General features: G+C 74.3%; 25 protein-coding genes. 14 read left to right on the forward strand and 11 right to left on the reverse strand.

The genetic code is table 11. The features are described 5' to 3' along the window. Positions 1-21: 21 nt before the first annotated feature. Positions 22-2,274 carry a PAS domain-containing sensor histidine kinase gene (locus ASF47_RS04005; RefSeq protein ID WP_056862637.1) on the reverse strand — a complete coding sequence of 751 codons (2,253 nt, stop codon included), beginning with the start codon at positions 2,272-2,274 and terminating at the stop codon, positions 22-24. A 393-nt stretch (positions 2,275-2,667) separates the two neighbouring features. Next, positions 2,668-3,261, reverse strand: coding sequence for a flavodoxin family protein (locus tag ASF47_RS04010; protein WP_056862638.1), 594 nt, complete (start codon positions 3,259-3,261; stop codon positions 2,668-2,670). 278 nt (positions 3,262-3,539) lie between these two features. Between ASF47_RS04010 and ASF47_RS04015 the strand changes: the two genes are divergently transcribed. Beyond that, complete coding sequence (locus tag ASF47_RS04015) at positions 3,540-4,097, forward strand: universal stress protein (RefSeq protein WP_056862639.1); 558 nt, start codon at positions 3,540-3,542, stop codon at positions 4,095-4,097. Positions 4,098-4,247: 150 nt separating this feature from the next. Here ASF47_RS04015 and ASF47_RS21540 read toward each other — a convergent pair whose 3' ends face one another. From ASF47_RS21540 to ASF47_RS04035, 5 genes are all read right to left on the reverse strand, one after another. Further along, on the reverse strand, positions 4,248-4,415 hold the full coding sequence (locus ASF47_RS21540; RefSeq protein WP_165699016.1) for a hypothetical protein: 168 nt from the start codon (positions 4,413-4,415) through the stop codon (positions 4,248-4,250). A gap of 77 nt (positions 4,416-4,492) precedes the next feature. Continuing rightward, positions 4,493-6,727: an MMPL family transporter gene (locus ASF47_RS04020; protein WP_056862640.1), complete on the reverse strand. Its 2,235-nt coding sequence runs from the start codon at positions 6,725-6,727 to the stop codon at positions 4,493-4,495. A gap of 83 nt (positions 6,728-6,810) precedes the next feature. Beyond that, positions 6,811-7,644 (reverse strand): sulfite exporter TauE/SafE family protein, encoded by an 834-nt coding sequence (locus ASF47_RS04025; RefSeq protein ID WP_056862641.1) that lies wholly within the window; start codon positions 7,642-7,644, stop codon positions 6,811-6,813. Positions 7,645-7,684: 40 nt separating this feature from the next. Beyond that, positions 7,685-9,130, reverse strand: coding sequence for an MBL fold metallo-hydrolase (locus ASF47_RS04030; protein WP_235558614.1), 1,446 nt, complete (start codon positions 9,128-9,130; stop codon positions 7,685-7,687). A gap of 5 nt (positions 9,131-9,135) precedes the next feature. Further along, positions 9,136-9,441: a rhodanese-like domain-containing protein gene (locus ASF47_RS04035; protein ID WP_056862642.1), complete on the reverse strand. Its 306-nt coding sequence runs from the start codon at positions 9,439-9,441 to the stop codon at positions 9,136-9,138. Positions 9,442-9,581: 140 nt separating this feature from the next. On the opposite strand from ASF47_RS04035, the gene ASF47_RS04040 reads away from it, so the two are divergent. The 6 genes from ASF47_RS04040 (at position 9,582) to ASF47_RS04065 (ending at position 17,060) form a co-directional block, all read left to right on the forward strand. Then, positions 9,582-9,992, forward strand: a complete 411-nt coding sequence (locus ASF47_RS04040; protein ID WP_056862643.1) for a DUF302 domain-containing protein — start codon at positions 9,582-9,584, stop codon at positions 9,990-9,992. Then, complete coding sequence (locus tag ASF47_RS04045) at positions 9,992-10,255, forward strand: metal-sensitive transcriptional regulator (protein WP_056862644.1); 264 nt, start codon at positions 9,992-9,994, stop codon at positions 10,253-10,255. The genes ASF47_RS04040 and ASF47_RS04045 overlap by 1 nt, the downstream gene beginning before the upstream one ends. A 373-nt stretch (positions 10,256-10,628) precedes the next feature. Beyond that, a complete protein-coding gene (locus ASF47_RS04050) occupies positions 10,629-12,191 on the forward strand; it encodes a DUF3375 domain-containing protein (protein ID WP_082499959.1) in 1,563 nt (520 codons plus the stop codon). Beyond that, positions 12,188-12,997: a DUF4194 domain-containing protein gene (locus tag ASF47_RS04055; RefSeq protein ID WP_082499960.1), complete on the forward strand. Its 810-nt coding sequence runs from the start codon at positions 12,188-12,190 to the stop codon at positions 12,995-12,997. Before ASF47_RS04050 ends, ASF47_RS04055 begins: the two co-directional genes overlap by 4 nt. Then, positions 12,994-16,521 carry an ATP-binding protein gene (locus ASF47_RS04060; protein WP_235558615.1) on the forward strand — a complete coding sequence of 1,176 codons (3,528 nt, stop codon included), beginning with the start codon at positions 12,994-12,996 and terminating at the stop codon, positions 16,519-16,521. Before ASF47_RS04055 ends, ASF47_RS04060 begins: the two co-directional genes overlap by 4 nt. Before the next feature lie 2 nt (positions 16,522-16,523). Beyond that, positions 16,524-17,060: an RBBP9/YdeN family alpha/beta hydrolase gene (locus tag ASF47_RS04065; protein WP_056862645.1), complete on the forward strand. Its 537-nt coding sequence runs from the start codon at positions 16,524-16,526 to the stop codon at positions 17,058-17,060. Between the two features lie 237 nt (positions 17,061-17,297). Here ASF47_RS04065 and ASF47_RS04070 read toward each other — a convergent pair whose 3' ends face one another. Continuing rightward, positions 17,298-17,963 (reverse strand): AIM24 family protein, encoded by a 666-nt coding sequence (locus ASF47_RS04070; protein ID WP_056862646.1) that lies wholly within the window; start codon positions 17,961-17,963, stop codon positions 17,298-17,300. Positions 17,964-18,166: 203 nt separating this feature from the next. Between ASF47_RS04070 and ASF47_RS04075 the strand changes: the two genes are divergently transcribed. Together ASF47_RS04075 and ASF47_RS04080 are read left to right on the forward strand one after the other, a co-directional pair. Further along, positions 18,167-18,541 carry a YciI family protein gene (locus ASF47_RS04075; RefSeq protein ID WP_056862647.1) on the forward strand — a complete coding sequence of 125 codons (375 nt, stop codon included), beginning with the start codon at positions 18,167-18,169 and terminating at the stop codon, positions 18,539-18,541. 98 nt (positions 18,542-18,639) lie between these two features. Next, a complete protein-coding gene (locus tag ASF47_RS04080) occupies positions 18,640-19,638 on the forward strand; it encodes a hypothetical protein (protein ID WP_056862648.1) in 999 nt (332 codons plus the stop codon). Positions 19,639-19,715: 77 nt separating this feature from the next. On the opposite strand, the gene ASF47_RS04085 is transcribed toward ASF47_RS04080, so the two are convergent. The 3 genes from ASF47_RS04085 to ASF47_RS04095 all read right to left on the reverse strand — a co-directional run bounded on the left by ASF47_RS04085 (position 19,716) and on the right by ASF47_RS04095 (position 22,047). Beyond that, positions 19,716-20,255, reverse strand: a complete 540-nt coding sequence (locus ASF47_RS04085; RefSeq protein ID WP_056862649.1) for a YaeQ family protein — start codon at positions 20,253-20,255, stop codon at positions 19,716-19,718. 74 nt (positions 20,256-20,329) lie between these two features. After that, positions 20,330-21,151, reverse strand: a complete 822-nt coding sequence (locus ASF47_RS04090; protein WP_056862650.1) for an ABC transporter permease subunit — start codon at positions 21,149-21,151, stop codon at positions 20,330-20,332. After that, positions 21,148-22,047 (reverse strand): ABC transporter ATP-binding protein, encoded by a 900-nt coding sequence (locus tag ASF47_RS04095; RefSeq protein WP_056862970.1) that lies wholly within the window; start codon positions 22,045-22,047, stop codon positions 21,148-21,150. Before ASF47_RS04095 ends, ASF47_RS04090 begins: the two co-directional genes overlap by 4 nt. Before the next feature lie 208 nt (positions 22,048-22,255). Between ASF47_RS04095 and ASF47_RS04100 the strand changes: the two genes are divergently transcribed. The 5 genes from ASF47_RS04100 (at position 22,256) to ASF47_RS20950 (ending at position 25,681) form a co-directional block, all read left to right on the forward strand. Beyond that, a complete protein-coding gene (locus tag ASF47_RS04100) occupies positions 22,256-23,443 on the forward strand; it encodes a sensor histidine kinase (RefSeq protein WP_056862651.1) in 1,188 nt (395 codons plus the stop codon). Beyond that, positions 23,440-24,096, forward strand: coding sequence for a response regulator (locus ASF47_RS04105; protein WP_056862652.1), 657 nt, complete (start codon positions 23,440-23,442; stop codon positions 24,094-24,096). Before ASF47_RS04100 ends, ASF47_RS04105 begins: the two co-directional genes overlap by 4 nt. A gap of 76 nt (positions 24,097-24,172) precedes the next feature. After that, a complete protein-coding gene (locus ASF47_RS04110; protein ID WP_056862653.1) occupies positions 24,173-24,541 on the forward strand; it encodes a TetR/AcrR family transcriptional regulator in 369 nt (122 codons plus the stop codon). A 1-nt stretch (position 24,542) separates the two neighbouring features. After that, positions 24,543-24,902 carry a hypothetical protein gene (locus ASF47_RS04115; protein WP_056862654.1) on the forward strand — a complete coding sequence of 120 codons (360 nt, stop codon included), beginning with the start codon at positions 24,543-24,545 and terminating at the stop codon, positions 24,900-24,902. A 323-nt stretch (positions 24,903-25,225) separates the two neighbouring features. Beyond that, positions 25,226-25,681, forward strand: a complete 456-nt coding sequence (locus tag ASF47_RS20950) for a hypothetical protein (protein ID WP_156697712.1) — start codon at positions 25,226-25,228, stop codon at positions 25,679-25,681. The last annotated feature ends 142 nt before the right edge of the window (positions 25,682-25,823 follow it).

Raw genomic sequence — 25,823 nt, forward strand, 5'->3', positions numbered from 1 at the left:
AGTGAGGGGCTCCGACAGCGCTCAGCGACCGGGAGCGGGGCTCGCCGCCGTGCGGCCGACGCCGGCGCCACCCGCCGCGGGGCCTCCGGCAGGGTGCTCGGCCGAGTCATGCGTCGAGCCGGCCGCGGCGCCACCCTCCGAGGCTCCCGGGACGGGCGCCGACGCGCTCGCGGCGAGCGGCACGGTGAAGCGGAAGCTGGCCCCGTGGCCGGGCACGCTGTCGACCCAGATCCGCCCGCCCTGGTGCTCGACCAGGGAGCGGCTGATGGCCAGGCCCAGGCCCGAGCCGTCGCGCTGCCTCACGTCGCTCTCGTCGAGCTGGCGGAACCGCTCGAAGACCGTCTCCTGCGCCTCGCGGGGGATGCCGGGGCCGGTGTCGGTCACGCTCACCTCGGCGGCCCCGTCGCGCACGACCGCCTCGACGCGCACGAGCCCACCGCGGGGGGTGAACTTGACGGCGTTGCCGACCAGGTTGGTCAGCACCTGGGTGAACCGGTCGGCGTCGACCCTGACCCGCGCCTCGGCCGGGCCGGCCTCGAGGGCGATGCCGGCGGCGTCGGCGACGGGCTCGAGCGCGGCGACCACGCCGGCCACGAGGGGAGCGGCGTCGTGGTCGGCGAGGTCGAGCGGCAGGCGTCCCGACTCCAGCCGGTCGACGACCAGGATGTCGTTGATCAGCCGGGCGAGCCGGTCGGTGCCGCGCAGGGCGACGTCGACGACCCGCTCGGCGGTGGGCGACAGCTCGCCGACGTCACCGTCGTGGAGCAGGTGGAGCGCGCCGTGGATCGAGGTCAGCGGGGTCCGCAGCTCGTGGCTGACCACGGAGATGAACTCCGACTTCAGCCGGTCGGCGGCGCGGCGCTCGGTGGCGTCGCGGAAGACGACCACGGCCCCCCTGGCCCGTCCGTCGGGCCCGGGTCGGGCGCCGTCGGCGGTGATCTCGACCGGCAGCACGCTCCCGTCGGAGCGGCGGAAGCCGTGCTCGGCGTCGCGCACGGCCCGGCCGCCGAGCGCGGCGTCGAGGGCGCACAGCGGCTCCTCGACGACCGGTCCGGGGTCCGCCGTCGCCGCGGCCACCGGGTGCTCGGCCGCGGCGTGCACGCCGTGCAGGCGCGGGCACGCGGGTGCGCCCACCAGCGCCGCCGCCGTCGACCCGAGCATCCGGGCGCCGGCGTCGTTGACGAAGTCGATGCGGCCGCGGGCGTCGAGGCCGAGGATCCCCTCGCCGACGGACTCCAGCAGGTGCACGTGGCGCGCGGTCAGCGCGAGGTTCTCCTCGGTGCGCTCGGCCACGCGCTGCTCGAGCCCGACGCGCAGGCGGTGGTTCTCCCACCCCAGCCAGACCTGGCGCACCACGGCGAGGACGACCACGAGGAGCACCAGCCGGCCGCTGGCCCCTTCCGACCCACCGACGGCCAGGGTCGTGGCCAGCGCGGCCAGCACCGCGAGGTCGGGGGCGGCGGCGCTGAGCAGGCGGGCCCGGGCCGAGGGCGTGCCCGGCTGCTCGGGGGGTGGGGCGAGGGCGGCTAGGCCCAGCACCAGGGGGGCGGCGATGTAGGGCACGTCGGTCAGGAGCATCGACTCGTAGGACCCGTCGAGGGTCACCAGCGCGAAGGCGGAGTCGGCCACGGCGTAGCAGATGAAGCCCAGCCCCAGCAGGGCCAGGTCGGCGCGGGGGCGGGCCGCGCCGCCGCGCAGCAGCAGCAGGCTCGCGACGCACACCAGCAGGACGTCGAGGACGGGGTAGCCGGCGTTCACCGCCGCGCCGAGACCGCTGCCGAGGGAGGAGAAGACGTCGCGCAGCAGCACCATGAAGGCGACCAGGACCACCGCGCAGCACACCACGGCGGAGTCCAGGAGCACCCGCGCGCGGCTCACCGCGACCCCGCGACCGACGGGGAAGAGCAGCAGCCCGGCGAGCGCCGGGGGCGCTGCGAGCAGGTAGAAGAGGTCGGCGACCGAGGGGTAGGGCACCGGGGCGGAGGCGATGTCGTAGACCGTCCAGACGCCGTCGGCCACGGCGTAGCCGACCAGGGCCACCAGCACCAGGCCCCAGGCGCGTCGCGCCGGGCCGGGGCGGCTGCGCCGCACCCGCAGGGCGACGGCGGCCACGGCGAAGAGGTCGGCGGCCATGGTCGCGGCGTCGGCGGCGATCCAGGCACGGTCGGGGCCGCTCCACGGCCCGAGCATGAGGGCCGTGGCCACCACCAGCACCGTGCCGGCCGCCGCCGCCGCCCCTCGGAAGAGCCGCCATCCCTCGTCGTGTGCGCGCACCCGTGCCTGCCCTCCCGCCCGCCGTGCGCCGGGCCCTGTCCGACCCGACTCCTCCGGGGCGATCGTCCCACGTGGCGCGCCCGGTCGGGACCGACTCAGTGACACCCGCCGCCTCGACCAGCAGCGGGGGAGCGAGGTGCGGCTGCGGTCGCCGTAGGTGGGCCGGTGGGTCGGGCGCGGTGGTGGCGTGCAGGCGCTCGGCCCCGTCGAGGGTGTCGTGGAGTGCGCCGGAGCCGTCGACCACCGGCAGCGTGGTGGCCGCGGCCCCGGCGAGCAGGGTCTCGGCCTGCTCCCGCCACCCTCGACCTGCGCGGGAGCGCCCGTCGGCCGGCGCCCTGGTGCCACGACTCACCGGGTCCACGGCGTCCCGGGCGCCTGTCGGTCGCGGTGTGCTCAGGCCCGCGGGGACCGACCACGCGCCACCTGGGCCGCGCCGAGCTCGGCGCCCCACTCCTCGGCGCGGTGGACCTCGCCCGCGACGAGCGGGCCCTGCAGGTCCTCGACGTAGAACGACCGCGGGGCGTCCTCGACGAGGTAGTGGTGGCGGCGCAGGATCCGCGCGGCCTTCACCGCGGCCGAGCCCGGCAGGTGCCGCACCTTGGTGACACGGGTGTCGAACGTCGCGGCGTGGTGCGCCCCGGGCGGGGGCTCGGGCACCTCGGCCAGCCACTCGCGCATGCCGCGCTCCTCGTGGTCGAGGGGCGCCCCCTGCTCGATCGCCTGCGCGCGCGAGGAGGCGCGGCTCAGCGAGAAGGCGTGGGTCGGGGCGCCGACCACCAGCACGTCGTAGTCGGGCACCGTGGGGCCCACCGCGCCGGCCTCGGCCACGTCGACCACGTCGGTGCTGACACCGGCACGCTCGAGGCCGCGGGCGACGGCGTCGGCGACGAGGCGGGTGTTGCCGAACATCGACTCGTGGGCCACCAGGGCCCGGGCACCGGGCCCCCGGTCGCGGGCCTGGTCGGGTGCGGGGTCGGGCCGGTCCATCGGGTGCTCCTCGTGGGTGGGGGCTGCTGCCCCGAGGCTCGTACGTCGACCCCGCCGACGCACCGGCCGGGCGCCCCGGGTCGGCGGGCCGAAGGTCCCTGCGCGCCCGCCGACCCGCCGACCCGCCGGCCCGCTCGCGGGAGTGCTCGCCGCTCGGGACGGAGGTCCGCCGGGGCGGGACGTACGTCCCTGTCGGCCCCGGCCGCCGTCGCGCAGGCTCGAGGGGCGTCGTCCCCGGCCGTCGGGGGCCTGGGCGCACGACCGAGGTGGGGAGTGCGGTGGCAGCCAGCAGGCGCGCGGAGCGGGGCAGCGGGGCCGGCTCGGACGTGGGCGTGGTCGCGGCCCTGGGCCGGTGGCCCGGTGACGAGGCGGTGCTGCGCCGGGCGGTCGAGGGGGCCGTGCGGCGCGCGACCTGCGTGACGGTCCTCCACGTGGACGACCGTCGCGCCTCGGGCGGACGGGTCGGCCCCTCCCGGCCGGTGCTGCCGCGCACCCACGAGGAGCACGCGCTGCTGGTGGCGGCCGAGCGCGCCGCGCGCGAGTGGCAGCCGGAGCTCGTGGTCCACACCGTGCTCTACGCGGGCTCGGTGCTCGAGGGGATCCTCCAGACCTCGCGGCGCGCCGACCTGGTGGTGGTGGGCACGGGCGGCGCGCCGGCCGATCCCGTGCGAGGCGGGCCCGCCCCGGTGACCTCGGACCCGACGGACACGACGCAGGAGACGGACCCGACGCAGGAGACGGACCCGACGGAGGGCCGCGAGTCGGTCACGGCCGCGGTGGTGGCGCGGGCCGCAGCCCCGGTCGACGTCGTGCCGACCGGGACCGCGCCGCGCTGAGCCGAACCGGGTCGCGCTGAGCCGGGCTGGCGCCCGAGCCGAGCCGGGCCGACCCGACCCGAGCCGAGCCGAGCCGGGCCGGGCCGAGCCGGGCCGCTGGGAGCGCCTCCGGGCGCCGGCCCGGCCCGTGCCGGGCGGGGCGCCCGGCGCTCAGGGCCTGCGGCCGAAGAGCCGCCCGAGCAGGCCGGGCCGCTCCTCGCGGGGGTGGCCGGCGCACCGGTCGGCGCGGGGCACGCGGGCCATGACCTGGTCGACGTGCTGGCCGCAGCCGGCCCAGGTGGTCTTGCCGCACTGCTTGCAGGTGACTGCTCGGCACACGGTGGTGCTCCTTCGGTTCGAGGTGGTGGTGGGGTGGTGCAGGTGGTGCGTGGTGGTGCGCGGTGCGGTCGGGGTGGTCAGCCGTGCGAGAACGTGATGGTGGGCAGCACCCGTCGCAGCCAGGCGGGGGTCCACCAGGCGGCGCGACCGGTGAGCCGCAGCATGACCGGCAGCAGCACGAGCCGCACGAGGAAGGCGTCGAGCAGCACCGCGACGCCGAGCACGATCCCCATCTCCTTGGGCGGCAGTGGGCCGGAGAGCGCGAAGGTGAAGAAGACCGCGACCATGACGGCGCCGGCGGCGAAGATGACGCGTCCGGAGTGGGCCAGCGAGCCGACCATCGCGTCCTTGGGGTCTCCGGAGCGCTCGTAGTGCTCCTTGGCGGAGGCCAGCAGGAACACGGTGTAGTCCATGGCGATGGCGAAGATCATCGCGAAGAAGAACACCGGCGCCCAGGCGTCGAGGAAGCCCTGGCCCTCGAAGCCCAGCAGGTCGGCGCCGATGCCCTCCTGGAAGACCAGGCGGGCGACCCCGAAGGCTGCTGCGGTGGACAGCAGGCTCGCCAGGGTGCCGAGCAACGAGATGAGCGGGGCCTGCAGGGCCACGAGCAGCAGCAGGAAGCCGAGCACGAGCACGACGGCGACCACCAGGGGCGTGGACTCGTCGAGCTGGTCCTTCAGGTCGAGGTTCTCCACCGCCGCGCCGCCGACGAGCGCGCTGCCGGGCAGGTCGGCGCGCAGGCGGTCGACGGTGTCGGCGAGGGCGGGGTCGGAGGGGTCGACGGTCGGGACGGCCTGGAGGAGGACCAGCCCGCTGTCGTCGGCCGCCGGCTGGGCGGGCAGGGCGCCCGCGATCCCGGGGTCGGAGGCGAGCACGCTGCTCGCGGCCTCGGAGTCGGCTGCCGCGGTCACGACCTGGAGCGTGCCGGGCGCGCCGTCGCCGAAGGAGTCCTGGACCAGGTCGTAGCCGATGCGGGCGCTGGCGTCCTCCGGCAGGACCTTGATGGACGGCATCGCCGTCTTCAGGCCGAGGACCGGCGCGGCGAGGGCGAGCAGCACGATCAGCGCGCCGAGACCCCAGACGACGGGGCGCCTCCAGAGCCGCTCACCCCACGCGGCGAAGGCCGCGGAGCGGTGCTCCCCGGTCCTGACCCAGGGCAGGGACAGCTTGTTGATCCGGTGGTCGAGCGTGAACAGCACCAGCGGCAGCAGGGTGAGGGTGGCGGCCAGGACGAAGACGACCGAGAGCATGATGCCGCCGGCCATCGACCGGAACGACGGCGAGGGCACGAGCATCACCGCCGACAGCGAGACCAGGACGGTGGCGCCGGAGAGGAGCACGGCCTTGCCGGCGGTGTCCATGGTCTCCGCGACCGCCTGGCGTGCCGAGCGGCCGGCGCCCATCCGGGCGGCGCGGTAGCGCACCACGAGGAAGAGCGCGTAGTCGATGCCGAGCGCGAGGGCGAACATCATCGCGAAGTTCATCGCCCAGATCGAGACCGGGACGAGCTCGTTGATCAGCACCAGCGATCCCGCGGAGGCGACCAGCCCGGCGAGGGTCAGGATCAGGGGGAGGCCGGCGGCCACGAGGGCGCCGAAGGCGAGCACCAGGATCGCCATGGTCACCGGCCAGGAGACCATCTCGGACGTCAGCATGGCCTCGAGGTTGGCCTCGTTGAAGTCCGACCACAGCAGCGAGGAGCCGGTCGGGTTCACCTGGACGCCGTCGACGGAGAGGTCCTGGAGCTCCTCCTTGAGGTCGGTGGCCACCCGCACCATCTCGTTGGTGTCGACGCCGGCGCCGGCCAGCACGATCGCGGTCGAGCCGTCCTGGCTCAGGGTGGCGCCCGGCTGCGGGGCCACGACGTCGGCCAGACGGGGCTCGCGCTCGAGCACGGCGGTGACCCGGGTCAGGACGTCACGGCCCGCGCCCTCGGTGACGGGTCCGTCGGTGGAGTGGACGACGACCTGGATCGCGGAGGAGGCGTTGCCGCCGAAGCTCTCGCGGGCCAGCTCGCGCGCCGCGACCGACTCCGAGCCGTCGGCCTGCCAGCCGGCGCCGGAGAGGTTGTGCTCGACCTGCGGGGCGAAGGCGCCGAGGCCGACGACGAGCAGCAGCCAGACCCCGGTGACGAGGCGGGCGTGGTCGGTGACCCAGACGCCGAGGCGCCCCAGCGGCCCGGGTCGCGCCTCGGAGGCGTGGCTCGCGGCGGGGCCGGAGTGCCGGCCGGCGCGCTGGTCGGGTCGCCGGCCGGCCTCCTGGTCGGGCGGGGTGTCGGCGTCGCTGGCGCGGCGCGGGCTCGTGGTGCTCATGGTCGGTCCGTTCCTGGTGCGTCGGATGAGGGACTGGTCGGGTCGCGCGGAGCGCGTGGTGCTGCGGTCGCGATGCGGCCGGGTCACAGCAGCGCGGGGAGGGCCTGGGTCGCGGTGTAGGCGGCGACGGCCAGGACGAGGGCGGTGAAGGCGGCGGAGAGTCGACGGGTGTCGACACGGTCGGCGAGTCGGGCTCCGACCACGGCGGTGAGGGCTGAGGCGGCGGTGAGGGCGAGCACGAGACCCCAGTCGGGGGCCGGGCCCACCCCGGCGCGGGTGGCCAGCGCGGCGGCGCTGGTGATCGTGATCACGACCAGCGACGTGCCGGCGGCGTAGGGCAGGGGGAGGGCGAGGGCCAGCAGCAGGGCGGGCACGACGAGGAAGCCGCCGCCCACGCCGAGGAAGCCGGTCAGCCCGCCCACGAGGGTCGCGGTGAGCAGGACCTTCAGCGCGCGCGGGCAGGCGCAGGCGAAGGCGGGGGAGAAGGTGAGGATCGGGTCGTCCAGGGCGGGTCGCGCGGCGTGGGAGGGCCCGTCTCCGGGGCGGCGCACGAGGCGCACCGCCATCAGGGCACCCACGAGGAGCATGAGCGCGGCGAAGGCCGCGAGGAGGACGTCGTCGTCGACGTGGGCCGAGGCCTTGGCGCCGAGCACCGCCCCGCCGGTCGCCACGGCCCCGAAGGCGACCCCCCGCGCGAGCAGCACGTTGCCGGACCGGGCGGCCGCGACGGCCCCTGCCAGGGAGGTCGTCGCGACCACCACCAGCGAGCCGGTCGTGGCCTGGGCGGGCGACTGGCCGAGCAGGTAGACCAGCACCGGTACGGCCAGGATCGACCCCCCACCGCCCAGCGCGCCGAGGCTGAGCCCGATGAGGGCGCCGGCCAGGAGGGCCGCCAGCACGGTCGTCTCGGCGGTCACGGCGCGCCCGGTCGGTCGGGTCGCCGCCCGGTCGGGCGGCTCATGCCGAGGGGCCGACGAGGTGCAGGCCCACCGCCTCGGCCTGGTCGAAGGTGTCGTCGATCGCGACGGGGCTCCGGCCGTGGGCGTCGAGGATCGACGCCGCCACCGACGCGCGGTAGCCGCCGGCGCAGTGCACCCAGACCTCTCCGGGCGGCACCTCGCCGACCCGGTCGAGCAGCTCGTGCAGCGGCACGTTGACGGCGCCGGCGACGGCGGCCGCGGCGTGCTCGTCGGCGCGGCGCACGTCGAGCACCACCACGTCGCGGTGGTGGCGCACCTGGGCGAGGTCGGCGAACGTGGCGGTGGCGAAGCTCGCGGGGGCACGGGTGCTCCACTGCCCGGGGTCGCCGGTGGCGTGGGCCGCGGGCCGGTCGATGCCGATGCGCACCAGCTCGCGCTGGGCGGCGGCGACGTCCGCGGCGCTCTCGCCGAGCAGGGTGAGCGGGGTGCCCCAGGGCACGAGCCAGCCGAGGTAGGTCGCGAAGCCGCCGTCGAGGCCGAAGTTCAGGGTGCCGGGGGCGTGGCCCGCGGCGAAGGCGGTGCGGTGGCGCAGGTCGACGACCCACTCGCCGGCCTCGATGCGGCGGCGCAGCTCCTCGGCGTCGGCCCGGGCGGGCGGGCTGAGGTCGGGTGCCGAGGGGCCGGCGGCGTTGGCCGGGGCCATGTGGGCGTAGTAGGCCGGCCAGGCGCCGAGACCGGCGAGCAGCTCGTCGACGTAGGACTGCTCGTCCTGGGTCAGCACGGGGTTGGTCGAGCGCTCCCGGCCGATGGTCGAGGAGGTGGCGTCGGACTGGGTCGCGGAGCAGAAGGACCCGAAGCCGTGGGTGGGGAAGACCTCGGCCTCGTCGGGCAGCAGCGCGGCCAGCCGGTGCGCGGAGGCGTGCTGGTGGCGCACCAGGTCGTGGGTGTGCTCGGGCCCGAGCAGGTCGGGGCGACCGGTCGCGCCGAAGAGCAGCGAGCCGCCGGAGAAGACCCCGACGTCCGTGCCGGTGCCGGTGCCGGTGCCGAGGTCGCGCAGGGCGTAGGCGAGGTGGGTGAAGGTGTGGCCGGGCGTGGCCAGCGCGGTGAGCCGCATCCGCTCGCCCACCGCGACCACCTCGCCGTCGGCGACCGGGGTGCGCGCGAAGGCGACCTCGTCGGCGCCGTTGACGACGTACGACGCTCCGGTCGCCTCCGCGAGGGCGAGGCCGCCGGTGACGTAGTCGTTGTGCAGGTGGGTCTCGAGCACGTGGGTCAGCCGCACGCCGTGGGCGTCGAGCAGGTCGAGCACCCGGTCGATGTCGCGCTGCGGGTCGACGACGAAGGCGACCTCGCCGTCGTGCACGAGGTAGCTGCGGTCGCCCAGCGTCGGGGTCTCGAGCGGGACGACCGTGAGACCGGTGCCGGTCGTGGTGCCGGTCGTGGTGCCGGTTGTGGAGTCGGCGGGGGAGGAGGTGGCGGTCATCGGGGTCAGCCCCTCTCGACCGGGCGGCCGGAGCGGATCCACGCGGTGGTGCCGCCGGTGACGTTGACCGCCTCGAGGCCCTGGGCGGTGAGCAGGTCGGTCATGGCCGCGCTGCGGTTGCCGCTGGCGCACACGACGTGCACCGGCCGCGAGGGGTCGAGCTCGCCCAGGCGCGAGGGCAGGTGGCCCATCGGGATGTTGCGGGCGCCGGGCACGCGGCCCTCGGCGTACTCGCCGGGCTCGCGCACGTCGACGACCACGGCGCCGCCGTCGATCGCGGCGGCGAGCTGGTCGATGTCGATCTGCCTCATGTCGGTCCTCTCCGGTGCGGGTGAAATATCCCCCTGGGGGGTTCCTGTCGTCGACGTTAGCATAACCCCCCGGGGGGTTGTAGCATCGACCGTGACAGCACCCCACGAGCACGATCGACAGCACGAGGAAGGCCCCGCTGATGAGCGACTACACGATCCGCGTCACGACCCACCGCCCCTACGCCGAGGCGGTGGCCGCGGTGAGGGAGCAGCTCGCCGAGGTCGGCTTCGGGGTGCTCACCGAGATCGACCTCGCGGCCACCCTCAAGGCCAAGCTCGACGTCGACGTCGCGCCGCAGGTGATCCTCGGCGCGTGCCGCCCGCAGCTGGCGCACCAGGCGCTGCAGGCCGAGCCCTCGATCGCCGCGCTGCTGCCGTGCAACGTCGTCGTACGCTCCGTCGACGACACCACCACCGTGGTCGAGGCCTTCGACCCGGCCGTCATGACGTCGTTCGTGGGGGAGCCCAGCGACGCCCTGCGCGCGGTGTCGGAGGACGCCCGCACCCGCTTGACCACCGCGCTGACCGCGCTCGAGGACGGAGCACACTGATGGACCTGCAGCCCGACGACATCAAGGCGATCATCACGCGCATGAAGCGTGCCAACGGCCACCTGGCCAGCGTCATCCGGATGATGGAGGAGGGGTCGTCCTGCGAGGACGTCCTCACCCAGCTCGCCGCGGTCAACAAGGCCCTCTCGCGCGCCGGCTACGCCATCGTCGCCACCGGCCTGCAGCAGTGTCTCGCCGACGGCGAGGGTCTCGACGGGGTCGACACCAAGAAGATGGAGAAGCTCTTCCTCGCCCTCGCCTGAGGCCGCCGGTGCGCTGGGCCGCCCGCAGCGAAGGTGGTCGCTCGCGGGTGGTCCCGCACGGGACGTCATGCGATCGGTGGATGCGCATCCACGCCTCGTGTGACGTCCGCGGAGGCGGCCCGCCGGTGGCGAGTGTGCTCGGCGGAGGGGCTGCGAGCTGTGGTGCCCGGCGGGCGCGGGTGGTGCCGCACGGGACGTCATGCGATCGGTGGATGCGCATCCACGCCTCATATGACGCCACACCGCCCCCGGGGGACACAGCGCCCGCGGCCGGTGCGACCCCCTCGATCCCCGGGTCGTCGGCGCCCTCTGGGATGCTTGCTCGTCGCGGCGCGAGCCGCGTCGGGCGACAGGCGGCAGTGAGAGGGCAGGGATGAGCGAGATCGCGGGGGAGCTCGCGCGCGTGCGCGGCGCGTTCTCCCAGCCGACCCTCACGCTGCTCCACCAGCGTCAGGCGCCGGTGGTGATCACGATCTTCCGCGCCGCCTTCGGCCGCGACAACAAGCCGATCCCCACCGGGCGACTGCACACGCAGGTCGAGGAGCACCTCGCCGCGATCCGGCACGCCGACGAGGGCGAGGTGCCGGTCGGCGAGGGCCGTGAGATCTGCCAGCGGTGGATGCGCGGACGCTGGCTGGTGCGCTCCCTCGACGAGGGCGGGCGCGAGGTCTACACGCTGACCTCCCACGCCCAGCAGGCCCTCGAGCTGGTCAAGAACCTCGCGCGTGACCGCGCCACCCTCAGCGAGCACCGCATCGCGACCCTGCTCGGCACGGTGCGCCGCTTCAACGCCGAGGCCAACCCCGACCGCGCCTCGCGCGTGGGGTTGCTCGACGCCGAGATCGCCCGGCTCCAGGCCGAGCGCGACCGCCTCGTCGACGGCGCCGAGCTGGTCGGCGTGAGCGAGGACTACATGCAGGAGGGCTTCACCGAGCTGCTCTCGCTGGTCTCCGCGCTGCCCAGCGACTTCGCGCGCGTCGAGGAGCGCTTCGCCACCATCCGCAGCGAGATCCTGGCCGCCTTCCGCGCCGAGGACCGCCCGGCCGGCGAGGTCATCGACGACTACCTCGCCCGCGCCGACGCCCTGATGACCGCCACCCACGAGGGGCGCGCCTTCGAGGGCGCCTTCGCGCTGCTGCGCGACGAGGAGCTGGTCGGCCGGCTGCGTGACGACCTCACCGCGCTGCTGGAGCACCCCGTCGCCGACGGCGTGCTCGGCGACGCCGACCGCGCCGAGCTGCGCGGCACGGTGCGCCTGGTGCGCGAGGGCCTCGACCGCGTGCTGGCCCAGCGCGCCCGGGTGACGGCCACGCTGCGCGACTACATCGTCTCCCGCGACGTCGAGCGCGACCGCGAGCTGGAGCAGACGCTGCGCCAGGTCGAGTCGGAGCTGGCCACCTGGATGGCCACCACCGGGCCCCGCGCCACCCTCGAGCTGGCCCTGCTGCCCAGCCGGGCCGGCGTCGAGCACCTGCGCGAGCGCTTCTACGACCCCGCCGACGACGTCCTGCCCGACCGCATCGCCACCGCCGGCCCCGACGAGGCGCCGGCGGTCTCCCTCGACGCGCTGCGCGCCCAGGGCGGCCCCCAGCTCGGGTCGCTGCGCGAGCGCCTCGACCTAGCCCTGGCCTCCACCCACCCGCCCGACTCCCTGGGCGAGCTCTTCGCCGGCCTCGAGCCCTCGCTGCGCCGCCCGGTCGAGATCCTCGGGCTGCTCCACCTCGCCGCCGACCACGGCTGGGAGGCCGAGCAGGAGCTGGAGACCTACGCCGCCGTGCGCGCCGACGGCTCCACCCGCACCTTCACCGCCCCCCGCACCCCGCTGCGCGGCTCCCCGCCGGGCGCCGACGCCGGCACCGGCAGCGGCACCGCAGGCCCGGCCGCCGGCGCCGAGCCCCCCGACCCGCAGCACCGACCCGAGAGCGAGGCCCGATGACCGACGTCGACACCGCCGACCTGCGCCGCGACCCCGACCTCGCGCCCGAGCCCGCCCACGACTCCGGCCACGACTCCAGCGGCGACGGCGACGGCGACCTGGCCGCCCACCTCGACGTGCGGGTGCCCGACGGGGGGTCGGTCTCGCTCTTCGAGGGCGACGAGGGCGGCCTGGAGCTGGCCCAGCGCCACGTGCTGGTCACGCTGCTCAAGCAGCGCTTCGTCAGCGCCCGCACCCACCCGCGCGACTGGCGGGTGCTGGTGGAGCACGAGCGGGTGCTGCGCTCGCGGCTCAACGACCTCTTCCTCGAGCTGGCGGTCGACCGCGAGCGCGAGGTGGCCTGGAAGCGGCAGGCGACCTCCGAGACGGGCGCCCGCTTCCCGACGCTGCTCTACGACGCGGCGTGGTCGCGTGAGGAGACCATCGTGCTGGTGCACCTGCGCGACCGGCTGCGCGCCGGCCTGGCCGCGGGCGACGCGCGCGTCTACGTCGACCGCGACGACCTGGTCGCCCACGTCGCGACCTTCCGTCCCGCCCACGTGACCGACGAGGCCGCGGAGGAGAGGCGGGCCCGCAACGCGGTGCTGGCCGTCGCACGCACCGGCCTGCTGATCCCCACCGCGGCCGAGGAGCGCTTCGAGGTCAGCGAGGCCGTCGAGGCGCTGCTGCCGCTCGAGCTGCTCCAGGAGCTGCTGGAGGCGCTGCGGCGCGCCAACGGCTCCGACGTACCGGCTGCGCCGGAGGCGCCGGTCGACCTCTTCGGCGAGGTCGCGCCCGAGCACGACGCGAGCGAGGAGCAGGCATGAGCGTGCACGAGAGCGACCGGCTCGACGGCCCGGTCCCCGACGAGCCCACCGACGAGATGGCCGACGAGATGGCCGACGAGATGGCCGACGAGACCGGCGAGGGCCTCTTCGACCGCGGCGTCGTCGCGACGCCCAAGGACGACACCATGCAGTGGCGCGCCAGCCTGCTGCAGCTGGTCAACTGGGGCGGCTTCTCGGGGCTGACCACGATCCCGCTGCGCGGCGACGCCACGATGATCTCGGGGGCCTCGGGCGTGGGCAAGAGCACCGTGCTCGACGCCTACACCGCGCTGATGATGCCCTCCGACGCGAAGTTCAACGGCGCCTCCAACGACGCCGTGGCCGGTCGCGCGCGCGGCGCGGGCCAGCGCAACCTGCTGTCCTACCTGCGCGGCGCCGTCGACGTCGTCGACGACCCCCGCACCGGCCGGCCGGTCGAGCGGCTGCTGCGCGGCCAGGGCGGCGACACGTGGGGTGCGGTGGCGATGACCTTCGTCAACGACCGCGGCGGGCGGTTCACGGTGCTGCGCACCTACTACGTGCCGAGGCGTGCCACCCGCTCCGCCGACGTGCAGATGCAGCTGGTCACCCACGACTCCGGGCTGGAGCTGACCAGCCTCGAGGTCGCGGTGCCCGAGCGATTCCACGCCACGACGCTGAAGAAGCTCTTCCCCGGCATCCGGGTGCACCGCACCTACGCCGAGTTCTCCGCCGTGCTCCACGCCCGCCTCGGCATCGGCGCCAACGGCGACGGCGCCAAGGCGCTGCGCCTGCTGGCGCGCATCCAGGCCGGCAACCAGGTGCGCAGCGTCGACGAGCTCTACAAGGACATGGTGCTCGAGCGGCCCGCCACCTACGCCGCCGCCGACCGCGCCATCGAGCACTTCGACGACCTCGAGGCCGCCTACACCGCCATGCGCACCGAGGAGGCCAAGCTCGAGCTGCTCGGCCCCATCACCGGGCTGGAGGAGCGCCGCCGGGGCGCCACCCGCCGCCTGGCCGAGCTCGACTCCTACGGCGTGACCCGCTCCGGCGACACCCCGCTGCGCCGTTGGCTGCTGCAGACCCACCTGCGCCTGATCGAGACCGCCACCGACGCCAACCGCCGCGACCGCACCACCACCGCCGGGGAGCTAGCCGCCGCGGCGCGCGACGAGCGCCGCCTGGTCGCCGACCTCGACGCCGCCCGCGAGGCCCACCAGGACGCCGGCGGCTCCGCGCTGGAGTCGATCGCCCTCGGCCTGGAGCAGGAGCAGTCCGTACGCCAGGAGCGCCAGGCCCGCCGCGACGCCCTGGAGGAGCGGCTGCTGCCGCTGCTCGCCGCGGCCGACTCCGAGGCCCGCGACCTCGAGGCGTCGCTGCGGTCGGCGGAGTCGTTCAGCGTGCTCCAGCTCCACGCCCGCCAGTGGCTCTCGGGGTGGGACCGTCACCAGCAGCAGACCCGCCGCGAGCGCGACGCCGCCCGCGACCGGCGCTACCCGCTGAGCAAGCGGCAGTCCGAGCTGCGTGCCGAGCGCGCCTCGCTGGAGAGCCGCGCCGGGCGCGTGCCGGCCCAGCTCCACGAGCTGCGCGCCGAGGTCGCCCGCGCCAGCGGGCTGAGCCCCGAGGAGCTGCCCTTCGTGGCCGAGCTGCTCGACGTCGCGCCCGACGAGGCGCGCTGGCGCACCGCGGTCGAGACCGTGCTGGGCGCCAGCGCCCGGGTGCTGCTGGTGCCCCTCGATCGGCTCCAGCACTTCTCCTCGGCCATCGACGGGCTGCGCCTGCGCGGGCGGCTGAGCTTCGAGGGTGCCCCGCTCGACCTGCCCGACCTCGGCCCCGCCGACCCCGAGCGGGTCGCGGGCAAGCTGGTCTTCCGCTCCTCGCCCTTCTCCGGGTGGGTGCAGGCCCACGTCGCCGAGCCCTCGCGCAACGCGCTGTGCGTCGAGGACGCCGCCGACCTCGCCGGCCCCGGCCTGCGGGTGACCCTGGCCGGGCAGACCCGCAGCGGTCGCCGCGGCAGCCACGGGCGCTCGGAGGCCCGCAGCATCATCGGCTTCTCCAACGACGAGGCCGTGGCCGAGGTCGACGCCGAGCTCGCCGCGGTGGAGCGCGACCTCGGCGCGCTCGACGCCGAGCTGGTCGAGCTCGACCGGCGCAGCAGTGTGCTGGAGCTGCAGCGCTCGTCGTACGACGCCGTGGTGACCGCCCGCTTCGCCGACCTCGACGTCGAGGGCAGCCAGGAGCGCATCGACGACCTGGAGCGCCGGCGCGCGGAGATCCTCGGCGCCGACGACCAGCTGCGCGCCACCGAGTCGCAGGTCGAGGCCCTGGCCGCGCGGCTGGAGGACACGCGCCGGCGGCGCTTCGCCCTCGAGCAGCGCCAGCGCACCCTCGAGGAGGTGCACGGTCGCCTGGTCGACGACGAGGACCTGGTCAAGGACCGCCTCGAGACCATCCTGGCCTCCGGCGCGGTCGACCTCACCGACGCCCAGTCGGGCGCGCTGGCCGCCGACTTCGCCGCGGCCGCCGCCCCGGCCGACCCCGAGGACCTGGACCGCTTCGCCGAGACCTCCCAGCGCCTGGCCGAGCGGCTGCGCGCGGCCGTGGCCGACACCGAGACCGAGATCGCGCGGGTCGAGGACGAGCTGAGCGCGGTCTTCCGGCTCTACGTCGCGCGCTGGGAGTCGCTCAACCTCGGCACGTCGGTGGCCTCCTACCCCGACTTCGCCCGCATCCTCGCCGACATCCGCGGCACCGGGCTGGCCGAGCGCCGCACCGAGTGGCGCCGCCGGCTCACCGAGTGGAGCGGGCAGGACCTCGTGCCCCTGGTCGGGGCGATGGCGGCCTCGATCGAGGACATCGAGGACCGTCTCGAGCCGATCAACGCGATCCTGCGGCGCCTGGAGTTCGGCGGGGCCGGCGACCGGCTGCGCATCCGCCTGCGCCGGCTCAGCCCCGCCCACGTGCAGGTCTTCCTCAAGGACCTCCGCGCGCTCTCGGCCGCCTCACCGGCCCGGCTGGAGGAGGCCGACCTCGAGCGCCGCTTCACCGACCTGAGCCGCTTCATGGACCAGCTGCGCCCGCCCGCGCAGTCGGGGGAGCACGCCGGGGAGCCGACCGACCGCGACCGGCTGCTCGACGTGCGCCGTCACGTCGAGGTCAGCGCCGAGCGCTACGACTCCGCCACCGGGGAGCTGCGCGCGACCTACCGCACCCTGGGGGAGAAGAGCGGCGGGGAGAGCCAGGAGCTGGTGGCCTTCATCGTCGGCTCGGCGCTGCGCTTCCGCCTCGGCGACGAGATGCGCTCGCGGCCCCGCTTCGCCCCGGTCTTCCTCGACGAGGGCTTCGTCAAGGCCGACTCCGACTTCGCCGGCCGTGCCGTGCGGGCCTGGAAGGGCCTGGGCTTCCAGCTCGTCGTCGGTGTGCCGCTCGACAAGGTCACCGGCCTGGAGCCGCACATGGACGAGCTGCTGGCCATCACCAAGAGCCCCGAGACCCACCAGTCGTGGATCACCCCGATCACCACCGCCCCGGAGCAGGTGTGAGCGTGGGGCGCAGGGCCATCATCTTCCACGGCACGGGCGCACATCCCGGGGTGGTGTGGCTGCCGTGGCTGCGCCAGCGGCTGAGCGACCGCGGTTACGAGGTGGAGGCGCCGCACTACCCGACCCTCAACCAGGAGCCCCTCGCCACGTTCCTGCCGACGGTGCTGTCGCGTCACACGTTCGACGCCGACACCGTGCTCGTCGGCCACTCGGGCGGCGCCGCACTGCTGCTGGCGATCCTGGAGCACCTCGACACGAGGGTCGACCAGGCCCTCCTGGTGGCGGGCTACTGCACCCGACCCGGCTCGGCTGAGGAGCCGGTGCTGCAGGAGGCCTACGACTGGGAGCGCATCCGGGCCAACGTCCGCGACCTCTACCTCATCAACTCCCGCGTCGACCCCTACGGCTGCGACGCGGAGCAGGGCCGCGCCATGCTGGAGCGGCTCGGCGGCACACAGATCGTCCGCGACGACGGACACTTCGGTGACGTCGACCAGCCGTATGAGTCCTTCGAGCTCCTCGACCGGTTGATCGACTGACGGCCCGCGTCCCCGACCCGCTACCGGCTCGACGCTCGAGGCAGGGGCTGTCTAGGCTCCTGCCCTCGCCTCACCCCTGGGGCGGACGGGCTACGGCAGGTCTCGATCCTGTGTGGCGACCGTGATCCGTGAACAGTGGTCCGACCACATCGGCAGGGGTTGCCCGGCGGACCCGGTCGCTGACCGGGCCCGCCGAGGTCCGACAGCGTTGGCTGCGTGACGCTGTCGGGCCCGGTCTCAGTGGGTGTGCGGCGCGACCGTGCGGCCCTCGCTGGCCTGCACGACGACGAAGCCCTGGCCGCTGAAGGCCAGCTGGAAGGCCTCCCCGGAGCCGCGGCCGATGAGGGCGCCGGCGCCCGCGGTGCGGCGTACGGACGTGCTGAGCGAGGACGACCACGCCACGGCCGACTGGATGTCGGCGAAGGTCGGGGCGTCGACGTTGAGCACCACGGGCTCGCCGTGGGTGCTGATGGCGACGGTGCCGGTGCCGGTGAAGGTGGTGTTGAAGACGCCGCCGGCCATCATCGAGGCGCCCTCGACACGCTTGATGTCCCAGGTCAGCGAGCTGTCGAAGGCCAGCACGTTGCTGCCGTTGACGGTCAGCGAGTCGTTGTCGAGGGTGACCAGGTGGATCTCGGAGGCGTCGTCGGCGAAGAAGACGTCGCCGCGGCCGGTGACCTTCATCAGCGGCATGCCCTCTCCGGTGATGGCCTTCTTGAGGAACTTCCCCATGCCGCCCGCGCCCTGGTAGGCGAAGTCGACCTGCCCCTGGTAGGCCACCATCGCGCCCTGTCGCGCCATCACCTCGCCGTCGAGGGCCACCTTGAGCATCCGGGGGTTCTGCAGCGTGAAGCGCTCCGCGCTCTCGGACTCGAGGTTGGTGCCGAACAGGTTGCTGCGCATGGGTGCTCCTTCGTGTCGTGGGGGTGTCGCTCGCAGGCTACGGGCCGCCGGCGCGGGGCGGGGCGACTCACGGCGGATCGCTGCGAAGACGTGCCACGACGTGGCACAGGGACGTGGCGCCGGCGCCGCGCAGGTGTGAGGCTCGCAGGACCCAGGCCGCTCCCGCCCCGGCCGCGCCCGGTGCCGTCAGAGAGGAACGACAGATGCCGCACTACCTCATCTTCTTCAACCAGCAGTGGGTCGGCGACCACGACGAGGCGTGGTACCAGACCCGCGTTGAGCCCTCGACCGCCGTCGTCCGCGACATGAGGGAGCAGGGCGTCCTCGTCTTCGCCGGCGGCCTCGAGGAGGACCTCGCGGAGGCCGCGAGCGCCGACGCCACCAGTGGCACCCCGGTCGTCACCGACGGCCCGTTCACCACCACCGAGGAGTGGCTGGGCGGCATGACCATCATCGACGTCCCCGACGACGAGACCGCCCGCCGGTGGGCCGCCAGGGTCGCCGAGGGCTGCGGCTGGCCCCAGGAGGTACGCCGCTTCACGGGCGGCTCGATGCGCGGCGCCGCGATGGGGGAGTGAGGCCAGGCGGTCGCCCTCGATCTGGCAGCGCCTGGTGCCACTCCTCCGTGACACCGTCGTGCGCCGACTCAGTGGGGGCCGAACGCTAGCCTTCGCCCATGGACGACGAGAGGCTCATCGGGCGCCTGAATGCCGTGCCGGCGCGCGAGGTGTGGCGTCACGAGGCGCTCGACTTCACGCCGTGGCTGCTCGACAACGCCGACGTGCTGTCCGAGGTGCTCGGTCTCGACCTCGAGCTGGACGCGGCCGAGCACGCAGTGGGCGACTTCAGCCTCGACCTGATCGGCCGCGACCGGTTGTCGGGCGACCTGGTCATCGTCGAGAACCAGCTCGAGCCCAGCGACCACACGCACCTCGGCCAGATCATGACCTACGCGGGCGGCACCGACGCCGCCCACGTCGTCTGGGTGGCGCCGTCGTTCCGACCGGAGCACCGACGTGCCCTCGAGTGGCTGAACGAGCGCACGGACGAGGCGACGAGGTTCTTCGCGGTCGAGGTGAAGGTCGTGCGGATCGGGGACTCTCCCTACGCCCCGCTGCTCTCCCTGGCCGTCCAGCCCAACGACTGGGGCAAGCAGGTCCGCACCAGGGCTGTGCAGCGATCGGGGACCACGTGGTCACCAGAGGACCTCATGCCTGCTGTGCGGGCGGAGGCGACGCCAGCGGTGGCGGACGCCATCGGTGCGTTGATCGAGGCTCACAACCGCCTGGGTCCTGATGCCGGCCTGTACTACGGCGCTGCGCAGGCACCGTCGGTGACGGCCACGATGGTTGCCGGCTCCTTGCGCACCCAGCCGTGGAGCATCTTCACGCACCGAGGGGTCGTCTGGACGCTCAACCTCGACTGGATCCACAAGCAGGGGCGAGTGCTGTCAGCGGACTTCATGGAGTCCCTCGCCGCCGAGCTCGGCGACCTGCCGGGCTTGGCTGCGGCGTTCGAGTCCGGGCGGTCGGTCGGTTGGCGGCGACGGCCGACCATCGCCGCGGACCCTCTCTTCACACACCCGGGTGCTGTGGAGCGGATCGCCTCCGCCATGGACCGGCTCTTCCGTGAGCTGCAGGCCACGGCAGCGCCGCTGTCGCTCGGTCCTTCGTAGCTCCGTCTGGGTCGCTGCGGCGCATTGACGCACGCTGAAGGTCGCGCATCAGGACCGGCAACGGGACGTCGCCCCCGCTAGCTGATCGGGTGGTCGTGCACGGCCGAGGAGAGGTGCACGCCGTTCAGCTCCAGGTAGAGCTGCCGCTCCGTGACGGTGAGCGTCATCGTGTTGCGGCGCTCCATCGTGTCCACCGCTGCATCGATGAACCCGGGATCGAAGTTGTGCAGCACGATCTCGGCGGCGCGGTGGATCCTCGCCCCGGCCCACTGCGCGAGCACCTTGGCCGGGTCGCGGTGCGTGTAGATCGTCGTGCGCTCGGCGGCCTTGCTGCCCGTGTGAAGCCGCGCGGCATCCGGTGCGCCGACCTCGATCCAGGCGAGCAGCTTCCCGCTCAGGTCCCGCACCAGCACTGCCGGGGCGTCGGTCGCCGAGATGCCCTCGCTGAATGCGATGCCCTCTTCGTGCTCGAGACAGTAGGCGAGCACGCGCGTCACGAGGTACGCCTCGGTCTCTGACGGGTGCCGCGCCGCGCGCAGCGTGAACTCCTCGTAGACCCCGCGATCCGTGTCGGCCAACTCGACCTCGAACGTGTGCATCGTCGCGCCGGCCGCCATGGGGCTCAGCCTAGTCCGGGAACGGGCACCTCTCGCGCCGCCCGCAGGGCCTGGGACACCGCCCCCTCGACGGGCTACTTCACCTCCGACCGCCGCAGCGACACCAGCCCGACGACGAGAGGAAGCACGATCCACAGCGCGGTGGTCGAGGCCAGCATCGCCCACTCCTCGGCCGTGTCCGTGGCGCCCTCGAAGAGCTGCACCTGCGTGTAGTTCCAGTCGATCCACGGCTGGAGGTCGAGGAACCACTCCCGCACCAGCCCGAGCAGCTCGAGCACCCCGGGCATGACGAGGGAGACCACGAAGTAGCCGACGATCGCCGCGGCGGAGGCCCGCAGGACGACGCCGAGGGTGAAGCCGACGGCCATGCCGACCAGGTTGCCGAGCACGATCTGGGGCGCGGCGGCGAGCGAGACGTCCCAGACGGTGTCGACGCCGGCGAGGGCTGAGCCGGCCAGGTTGCCGACGGCGCCTACGGCGAAGGCGAGCGCCATCGAGACGAGCCCGACCACGAGGGTCGCGAGCGCCTTGGCGCCGATGACGCGTGAGCGGTGGGGCACGAGGGTGAAGGTGGTGAGCCCGCTGCGCTGGCTCCACTCGCTGGTCACCGAGAGGATCGCGATCATCGGCAGGATCACCGACATGGGCAGGCCGATCGCGGTCGCGAAGCTGTCGTAGGTGACGGCGTCGTCGGGGGCGAAGACGACGACCGCCCCGGTGGCGAGCACCGCCAGGACGCCGATGCCGACCAGCAGCCAGAATCCCGAGCGGGTGTCGAACATCTTGCGCAGCTCGATCACCACGAGCCTGCTTGTCGAGACCGGGCGCGAACTCCTACGGCCCGGCACGGCCACCGTGGCGGTCGGGGTGGTGGGGGTGACGGTCGTGGCGCTCATGCCGCGACTCCGTCGCGTTGGGTGGCGGCGGTGAGGGAGAGGAACATGTCCTCGAGCCCGGCGCCCTCGGCGGAGCGGAGCTCGGTGAGGGCGATGCCGGCGGCCAGGGCCACGGCCCCGACCTGGGAGGGGTCGGCGTCGGTGCGCACCGAGCCGTCGCCGGCGAGCGTGCTGGGCAGTCCGGCCAGCTCCAGTGCGTGGGCCAGCTCGCGCGGCGCCGCCGAGCGGGCCAGCGTGCCGGCCGCGGCGAGCAGCTCCTCCTTGGTGCCGGAGGCGACGATCCTGCCCCCGCCGATGACGACCAGGTCGTCGGCGATGACCTCGATCTCGTGCAGCAGGTGCGACGACAGCAGCACCGTGCCGCCGCGGCCGGCGAAGTCGGTCAGCAGGTCGCGCATCCACCGGATGCCCGCGGGGTCGAGCCCGTTGGCGGGCTCGTCGAGGATCAGCACCCGGGGGTCGCCCAGCAGCGCGGCCGCGATGCCGAGGCGCTGGCGCATGCCGAGGGAGTAGTGGCGCACGCGCCGTCTGGCCTCGGCCGGGGTCAGGCTCACCAGCTCCAGCATCTCCGCGACCCGCGAGCCGGGCAGGCCCATGGTGGCGGCGGCGATCGCGAGGATCTCGCGTCCGGTGCGACCCGCGTGCTGCGCGGAGGCGTCGAGGAGCACACCCACCTCGCGGCCGGGGTTGGGCAGGTCGGCGAAGCGGACGCCGTCGATCGTGGCCGACCCGGAGGTCGGCGCGGTCAGGCCCACCACGACCCGCAGGGTGGTGGACTTGCCGGCCCCGTTGGGCCCGAGGAAACCGGTGACGCGGCCGGGCCGGGCGGTGAAGGAGACGTCGTCGACGGCGGTGACGCCGGCGTACGTCCTGGTCAGCGACTCAACGGTGATCACGGGCTCGACCCTCACGGTCTGGTGCAGCGGGCATGGTGGCCTCCTGGGACGGCCCGCGCCGGGTGCGCAGGACCAGAGCCCCACCGTGGCGGCGCGCGGGGTCGTCGGGCATCGGCCGTGAGGCCGCGCGTACGTCGTGCCTTCGGCCGAGCGCCGGGTCAGACTTTCGGCCGGTCCCCGCGCGGCGCCGGATCCCTAGGCTGGGCCGGTGAGCAACCCACTGCGCTCCCTGCTGGAGGAGCCCCGTCCCTCGGCCCCGCCGGCCCGCGTCCGGCGCGACCGGGCGCTCCTGGCGTTCGTGGTGGTCTGCGTCCTGCTGGAGGGAGCGCTGCGTGCCGACCTGCCGACGCCGGTGCTGTCGGTGGTGGTGACGCTCGGGCTCGCGCCGCTGCTGCTGTGGCGACGCACGCACCCCTTCGCGGTGGTGGCGGCGACCTTCGGCACGATCGCGGTCGTCGACCTCGGCCTGCTCGCCGTCGGCGCCCCCGTGCTCGACGTCTACTCGATGCTCTACGTCCTGGTGCTGCCCTACGCGCTCCTCCGGTGGGGCTCGGGGCGCGAGGCGGTGGCCGGGCTGGGCGTCATCCTGGTGCCGGCCACGATGGCGGCGGTGGTCAGCTGGACCGGTCTCGCCGACGCGGTCGGGGGCTACGCCGTGCTGGTCTCCTCCATCGTGCTGGGCTGGGCCGTGCGCTCCCAGCACGGCGCCCGGGAGCGGCGGCTCGCGCAGGCGAAGTCGGAGGAGCGGGTGCTGCTGGCGCGCGAGCTGCACGACACCGTGGCCCACCACGTCTCGGCCATCGCCGTGCAGGCCCAGGCCGGGCGCGCGCTCGCCGCGACCAGCCCCTCCGCGCCGCTGGAGGCGCTGCGGGTGATCGAGGTGGAGGCCTCGCGCACGCTGGCGGAGATGCGGGCGATGGTGGGTGTGCTGCGCAGCGACGCGCCGGTGGCCTACGCGCCGCAGCCCGGCGTCGCCGACCTCGCGCGGCTGGCCGGGGCCTCGCCCGCCGGCCCGCGGGTGGAGGTCGGCGTCTCCGGTGACGTCGCCGGCCTGCCGGCGGCGATCGACGCCGCGGTCTACCGGATCGCGCAGGAGGCGGTCACCAACGCCCTGCGCCACGCCCGCCACGCCACGCGGGTCGACGTACGCCTCACCGGCGACGCCTCGACGCTCACCCTCCTCGTGCGCGACGACGGCGACCCCACCATCATCGACCTCAGCACCACCGATCCCCGCTCGACCGACCCCGGCGCCGCCGACGCCGCCCCGGCGGGCTTCGGCATCGCCGGCATGACCGAGCGCGCCCTGCTCCTCGGCGGCACCTGCCACGCGGGCCCCTGCCCGGACCGCGGCTGGGCCGTCACCGCGACCCTGCCGCGACGGGTGCCGGCGTGAGCATCCGCGTGCTGGTCGCCGACGACCAGGACCTCGTGCGCACCGGGCTGCGCCTGATCCTCGGCACGCTGGAGGGCATCGAGGTCGTGGGGGAGGCGCGCGACGGTCAGGAGGCCGTACGCCTGGCCCGCCAGCTGCGCCCCGACGTGTGCCTGATGGACATCAGGATGCCCGTGCTCGACGGGGTCGAGGCGACCCGGCTGCTGGCCGGACCGGGTGTCGAGGACCCGGTCGCGGTGGTCGTCATCACCACCTTCGACCTCGATGAGTACGTGCACGGCGCGCTGGCGGCCGGCGCCTCCGGCTTCCTGCTCAAGGACGCCGGACCCGAGCTGCTCGGCGAGGCCGTGCGCGCCGCCACCCGCGGCGACGCCCTCATCTCGCCCAGCATCACCCGCCGGCTGCTGGCGACCTTCGCCGGCACGGGCCGCACGGCGCCTCCCGCCCAGCCGCTCGACCCTCTCACCGAGCGCGAGGAGGAGGTGCTGCTGACCGTCGCCCGGGGCCGCACCAACGCCGAGATCGCCCGCGAGCTCCACATCAGCCTCAGCACCGTGAAGACCCACCTCGGCAGCCTCATGGCCAAGCTCGGCGCCCGCAACCGCGTTGAGCTCGCTCTGTGGGCCCACGAGACCGGTCGGGTGCGCGACTGAGCCGGACGTGCGGCTGCGATCGGTCTCGACCACGAGAATTTTGGAACGATCGGTCATCAATCGGTATCGTGGCGGTGTGGGACGCAACCGCCTCTTCGACGAGGCCGACGTGGTGCGACGGGCCACCCGCGCCTTTCTGGTCGCTGGCTACGAGGGGACGTCGGTCGGGGAGCTCGTCACGGCCACCGGACTCCACCGCGGCAGCCTCTACCAGGCTTTCGGCAGCAAGCGCGGACTCTTCCTCGCCTGCCTGCGCCACGTCGTCACGGACCGGAGCGCCGACGTGGCCATGGACCTCGTGCTCGTCGCGCTGCTCGAGCTCGCTCCTCGGGATCCCGAGGTCTGTGGCCTGCTCGGGGACCACCTGGACCGACGCGGCGTCACTGCCCACGACCTGGGCGCGAGACTCCTCGCCCGGGCCCTCATCCACCCATCGGAGGACTGACGTGCAGAACAACCTCACCCTCGACAGCAGCCGTCTGGTCGTCGAGCCGATCGGGCTGAACAAGCTCTGGGGACTGCGACGCCGGATCGTGGTGCCCACCGATCAGGTGCGCGGGGCGACGTACGACCCTGAGGCCACCCATGCGGGCAAGGGGCTGCGCCTCCCGGGTCTCGCGATTCCCGGGACGAAGTGGGTCGGCACCTTCTTGAAGGACGGGCAGACGAGCTACTGGAACGTCCGCGCCGGGGGGCAGACCATCGTCGTGGAGCTCGGTGCGCAAGCGCCGTTCACCCGGCTCTTCCTCACGGTCGACGATGCCCGTGCCGTGGTGGACCGCATCAACGCTGTGGCTTCTGCCTGACCCTCGTGCGCCGCCGACGAGCGTCGCGTGCGCCGGGCGAGTGCTCGGCCTTTGCCGAGACCGTGGCAGACGTCGACGTCGTCGGGGTCGGCTGTGGGGCGACCGACGCCGTCAGGCAGGCAGGTCGGCGCGTGAGAAGGCCCCCGATCCGCACTCCTGCGGATCGGGGGCCTCCCTGGTGCTGACGACGTGGCTCAGATGTCGTAGTAGAGCGGGGTTCTCGCTCGTCAACCGCGCTGACCTGGGCAAACACTATGTTGGATTGTGCCGGGCGCACCGTGGGCGCACGAGAGCACTGCGCTACCTCTCTGTAGGAGGCCCGCGTGGGATTCGAAAGTGGTGTGTGGTTGTGCGAGATCTGCGGCAAGCAGGTCAGCCGTCTGCTGGGAATGGCCGGTGGTGTGCAGCTGCCCGGGGCAGGAGCTCAAGTCCGTCCAGTCGTGCGCGGCTATTGCCTGTCGCATCGCGAGGCGGTCCGCCAGGCGTTTCGAGAGGAGCTCGAGGCGGTTGGCGAAGTGATGTGGGTTGGAGAACCCGCTGTAGACCTGCGCCCCCGCAAGGCCCAGGCCTGGCTGCAGCACATCGATCAACAGCTTGGGTCAGCGATGGCAGACGGTCGTGGCTTTGTGCAGTCCAATGACGGCGCTTGCCCGCACTGCGGCGCGGACGTCAGCTGGGGCGGCGGCCCCCATGTTCCCGATGCTGCGCTTCGACCCGGCGGCGTGGCTTGGGAGTGTGTCAGCTGCGGCGCCGCCGGAATCGCCCACCTGTTGCCATAACGGTTGGGGGCGGGTGGGTTCTCGGGTGCGCAGAGGCTCCGCGCGGCGCGAAGCGGCGTGTGGAGGGGCGCTCCCACCCGCCCTTCCGCGGCGCATAGGGGCATCCGAGTAGCACCTGACCCGGATTGATAGGTCTATCGTT

The organism is Nocardioides sp. Leaf285, assembly GCF_001422955.1.
GTDB lineage: Bacteria > Actinomycetota > Actinomycetes > Propionibacteriales > Nocardioidaceae > Nocardioides > Nocardioides kribbensis.

Excerpts from the sequence above, each read along its gene's own strand:
- ASF47_RS04010 (WP_056862638.1), bottom strand. The coding sequence starts at position 3,261 with ATGGACCGGCCCGACCCCGCACCCGACCAGGCCCGCGACCGGGGGCCC.
- ASF47_RS04020 (WP_056862640.1), bottom strand. The coding sequence starts at position 6,727 with ATGAGCACCACGAGCCCGCGCCGCGCCAGCGACGCCGACACCCCGCCC.
- ASF47_RS04030 (WP_235558614.1), bottom strand. The coding sequence starts at position 9,130 with ATGACCGCCACCTCCTCCCCCGCCGACTCCACAACCGGCACCACGACC.
- ASF47_RS04035 (WP_056862642.1), bottom strand. The coding sequence starts at position 9,441 with ATGAGGCAGATCGACATCGACCAGCTCGCCGCCGCGATCGACGGCGGC.
- ASF47_RS04040 (WP_056862643.1), top strand. The coding sequence starts at position 9,582 with ATGAGCGACTACACGATCCGCGTCACGACCCACCGCCCCTACGCCGAG.
- ASF47_RS04045 (WP_056862644.1), top strand. The coding sequence starts at position 9,992 with ATGGACCTGCAGCCCGACGACATCAAGGCGATCATCACGCGCATGAAG.
- ASF47_RS04050 (WP_082499959.1), top strand. The coding sequence starts at position 10,629 with ATGAGCGAGATCGCGGGGGAGCTCGCGCGCGTGCGCGGCGCGTTCTCC.
- ASF47_RS04055 (WP_082499960.1), top strand. The coding sequence starts at position 12,188 with ATGACCGACGTCGACACCGCCGACCTGCGCCGCGACCCCGACCTCGCG.
- ASF47_RS04060 (WP_235558615.1), top strand. The coding sequence starts at position 12,994 with ATGAGCGTGCACGAGAGCGACCGGCTCGACGGCCCGGTCCCCGACGAG.
- ASF47_RS04070 (WP_056862646.1), bottom strand. The coding sequence starts at position 17,963 with ATGCGCAGCAACCTGTTCGGCACCAACCTCGAGTCCGAGAGCGCGGAG.
- ASF47_RS04075 (WP_056862647.1), top strand. The coding sequence starts at position 18,167 with ATGCCGCACTACCTCATCTTCTTCAACCAGCAGTGGGTCGGCGACCAC.
- ASF47_RS04080 (WP_056862648.1), top strand. The coding sequence starts at position 18,640 with ATGGACGACGAGAGGCTCATCGGGCGCCTGAATGCCGTGCCGGCGCGC.
- ASF47_RS04085 (WP_056862649.1), bottom strand. The coding sequence starts at position 20,255 with ATGGCGGCCGGCGCGACGATGCACACGTTCGAGGTCGAGTTGGCCGAC.
- ASF47_RS04090 (WP_056862650.1), bottom strand. The coding sequence starts at position 21,151 with ATGAGCGCCACGACCGTCACCCCCACCACCCCGACCGCCACGGTGGCC.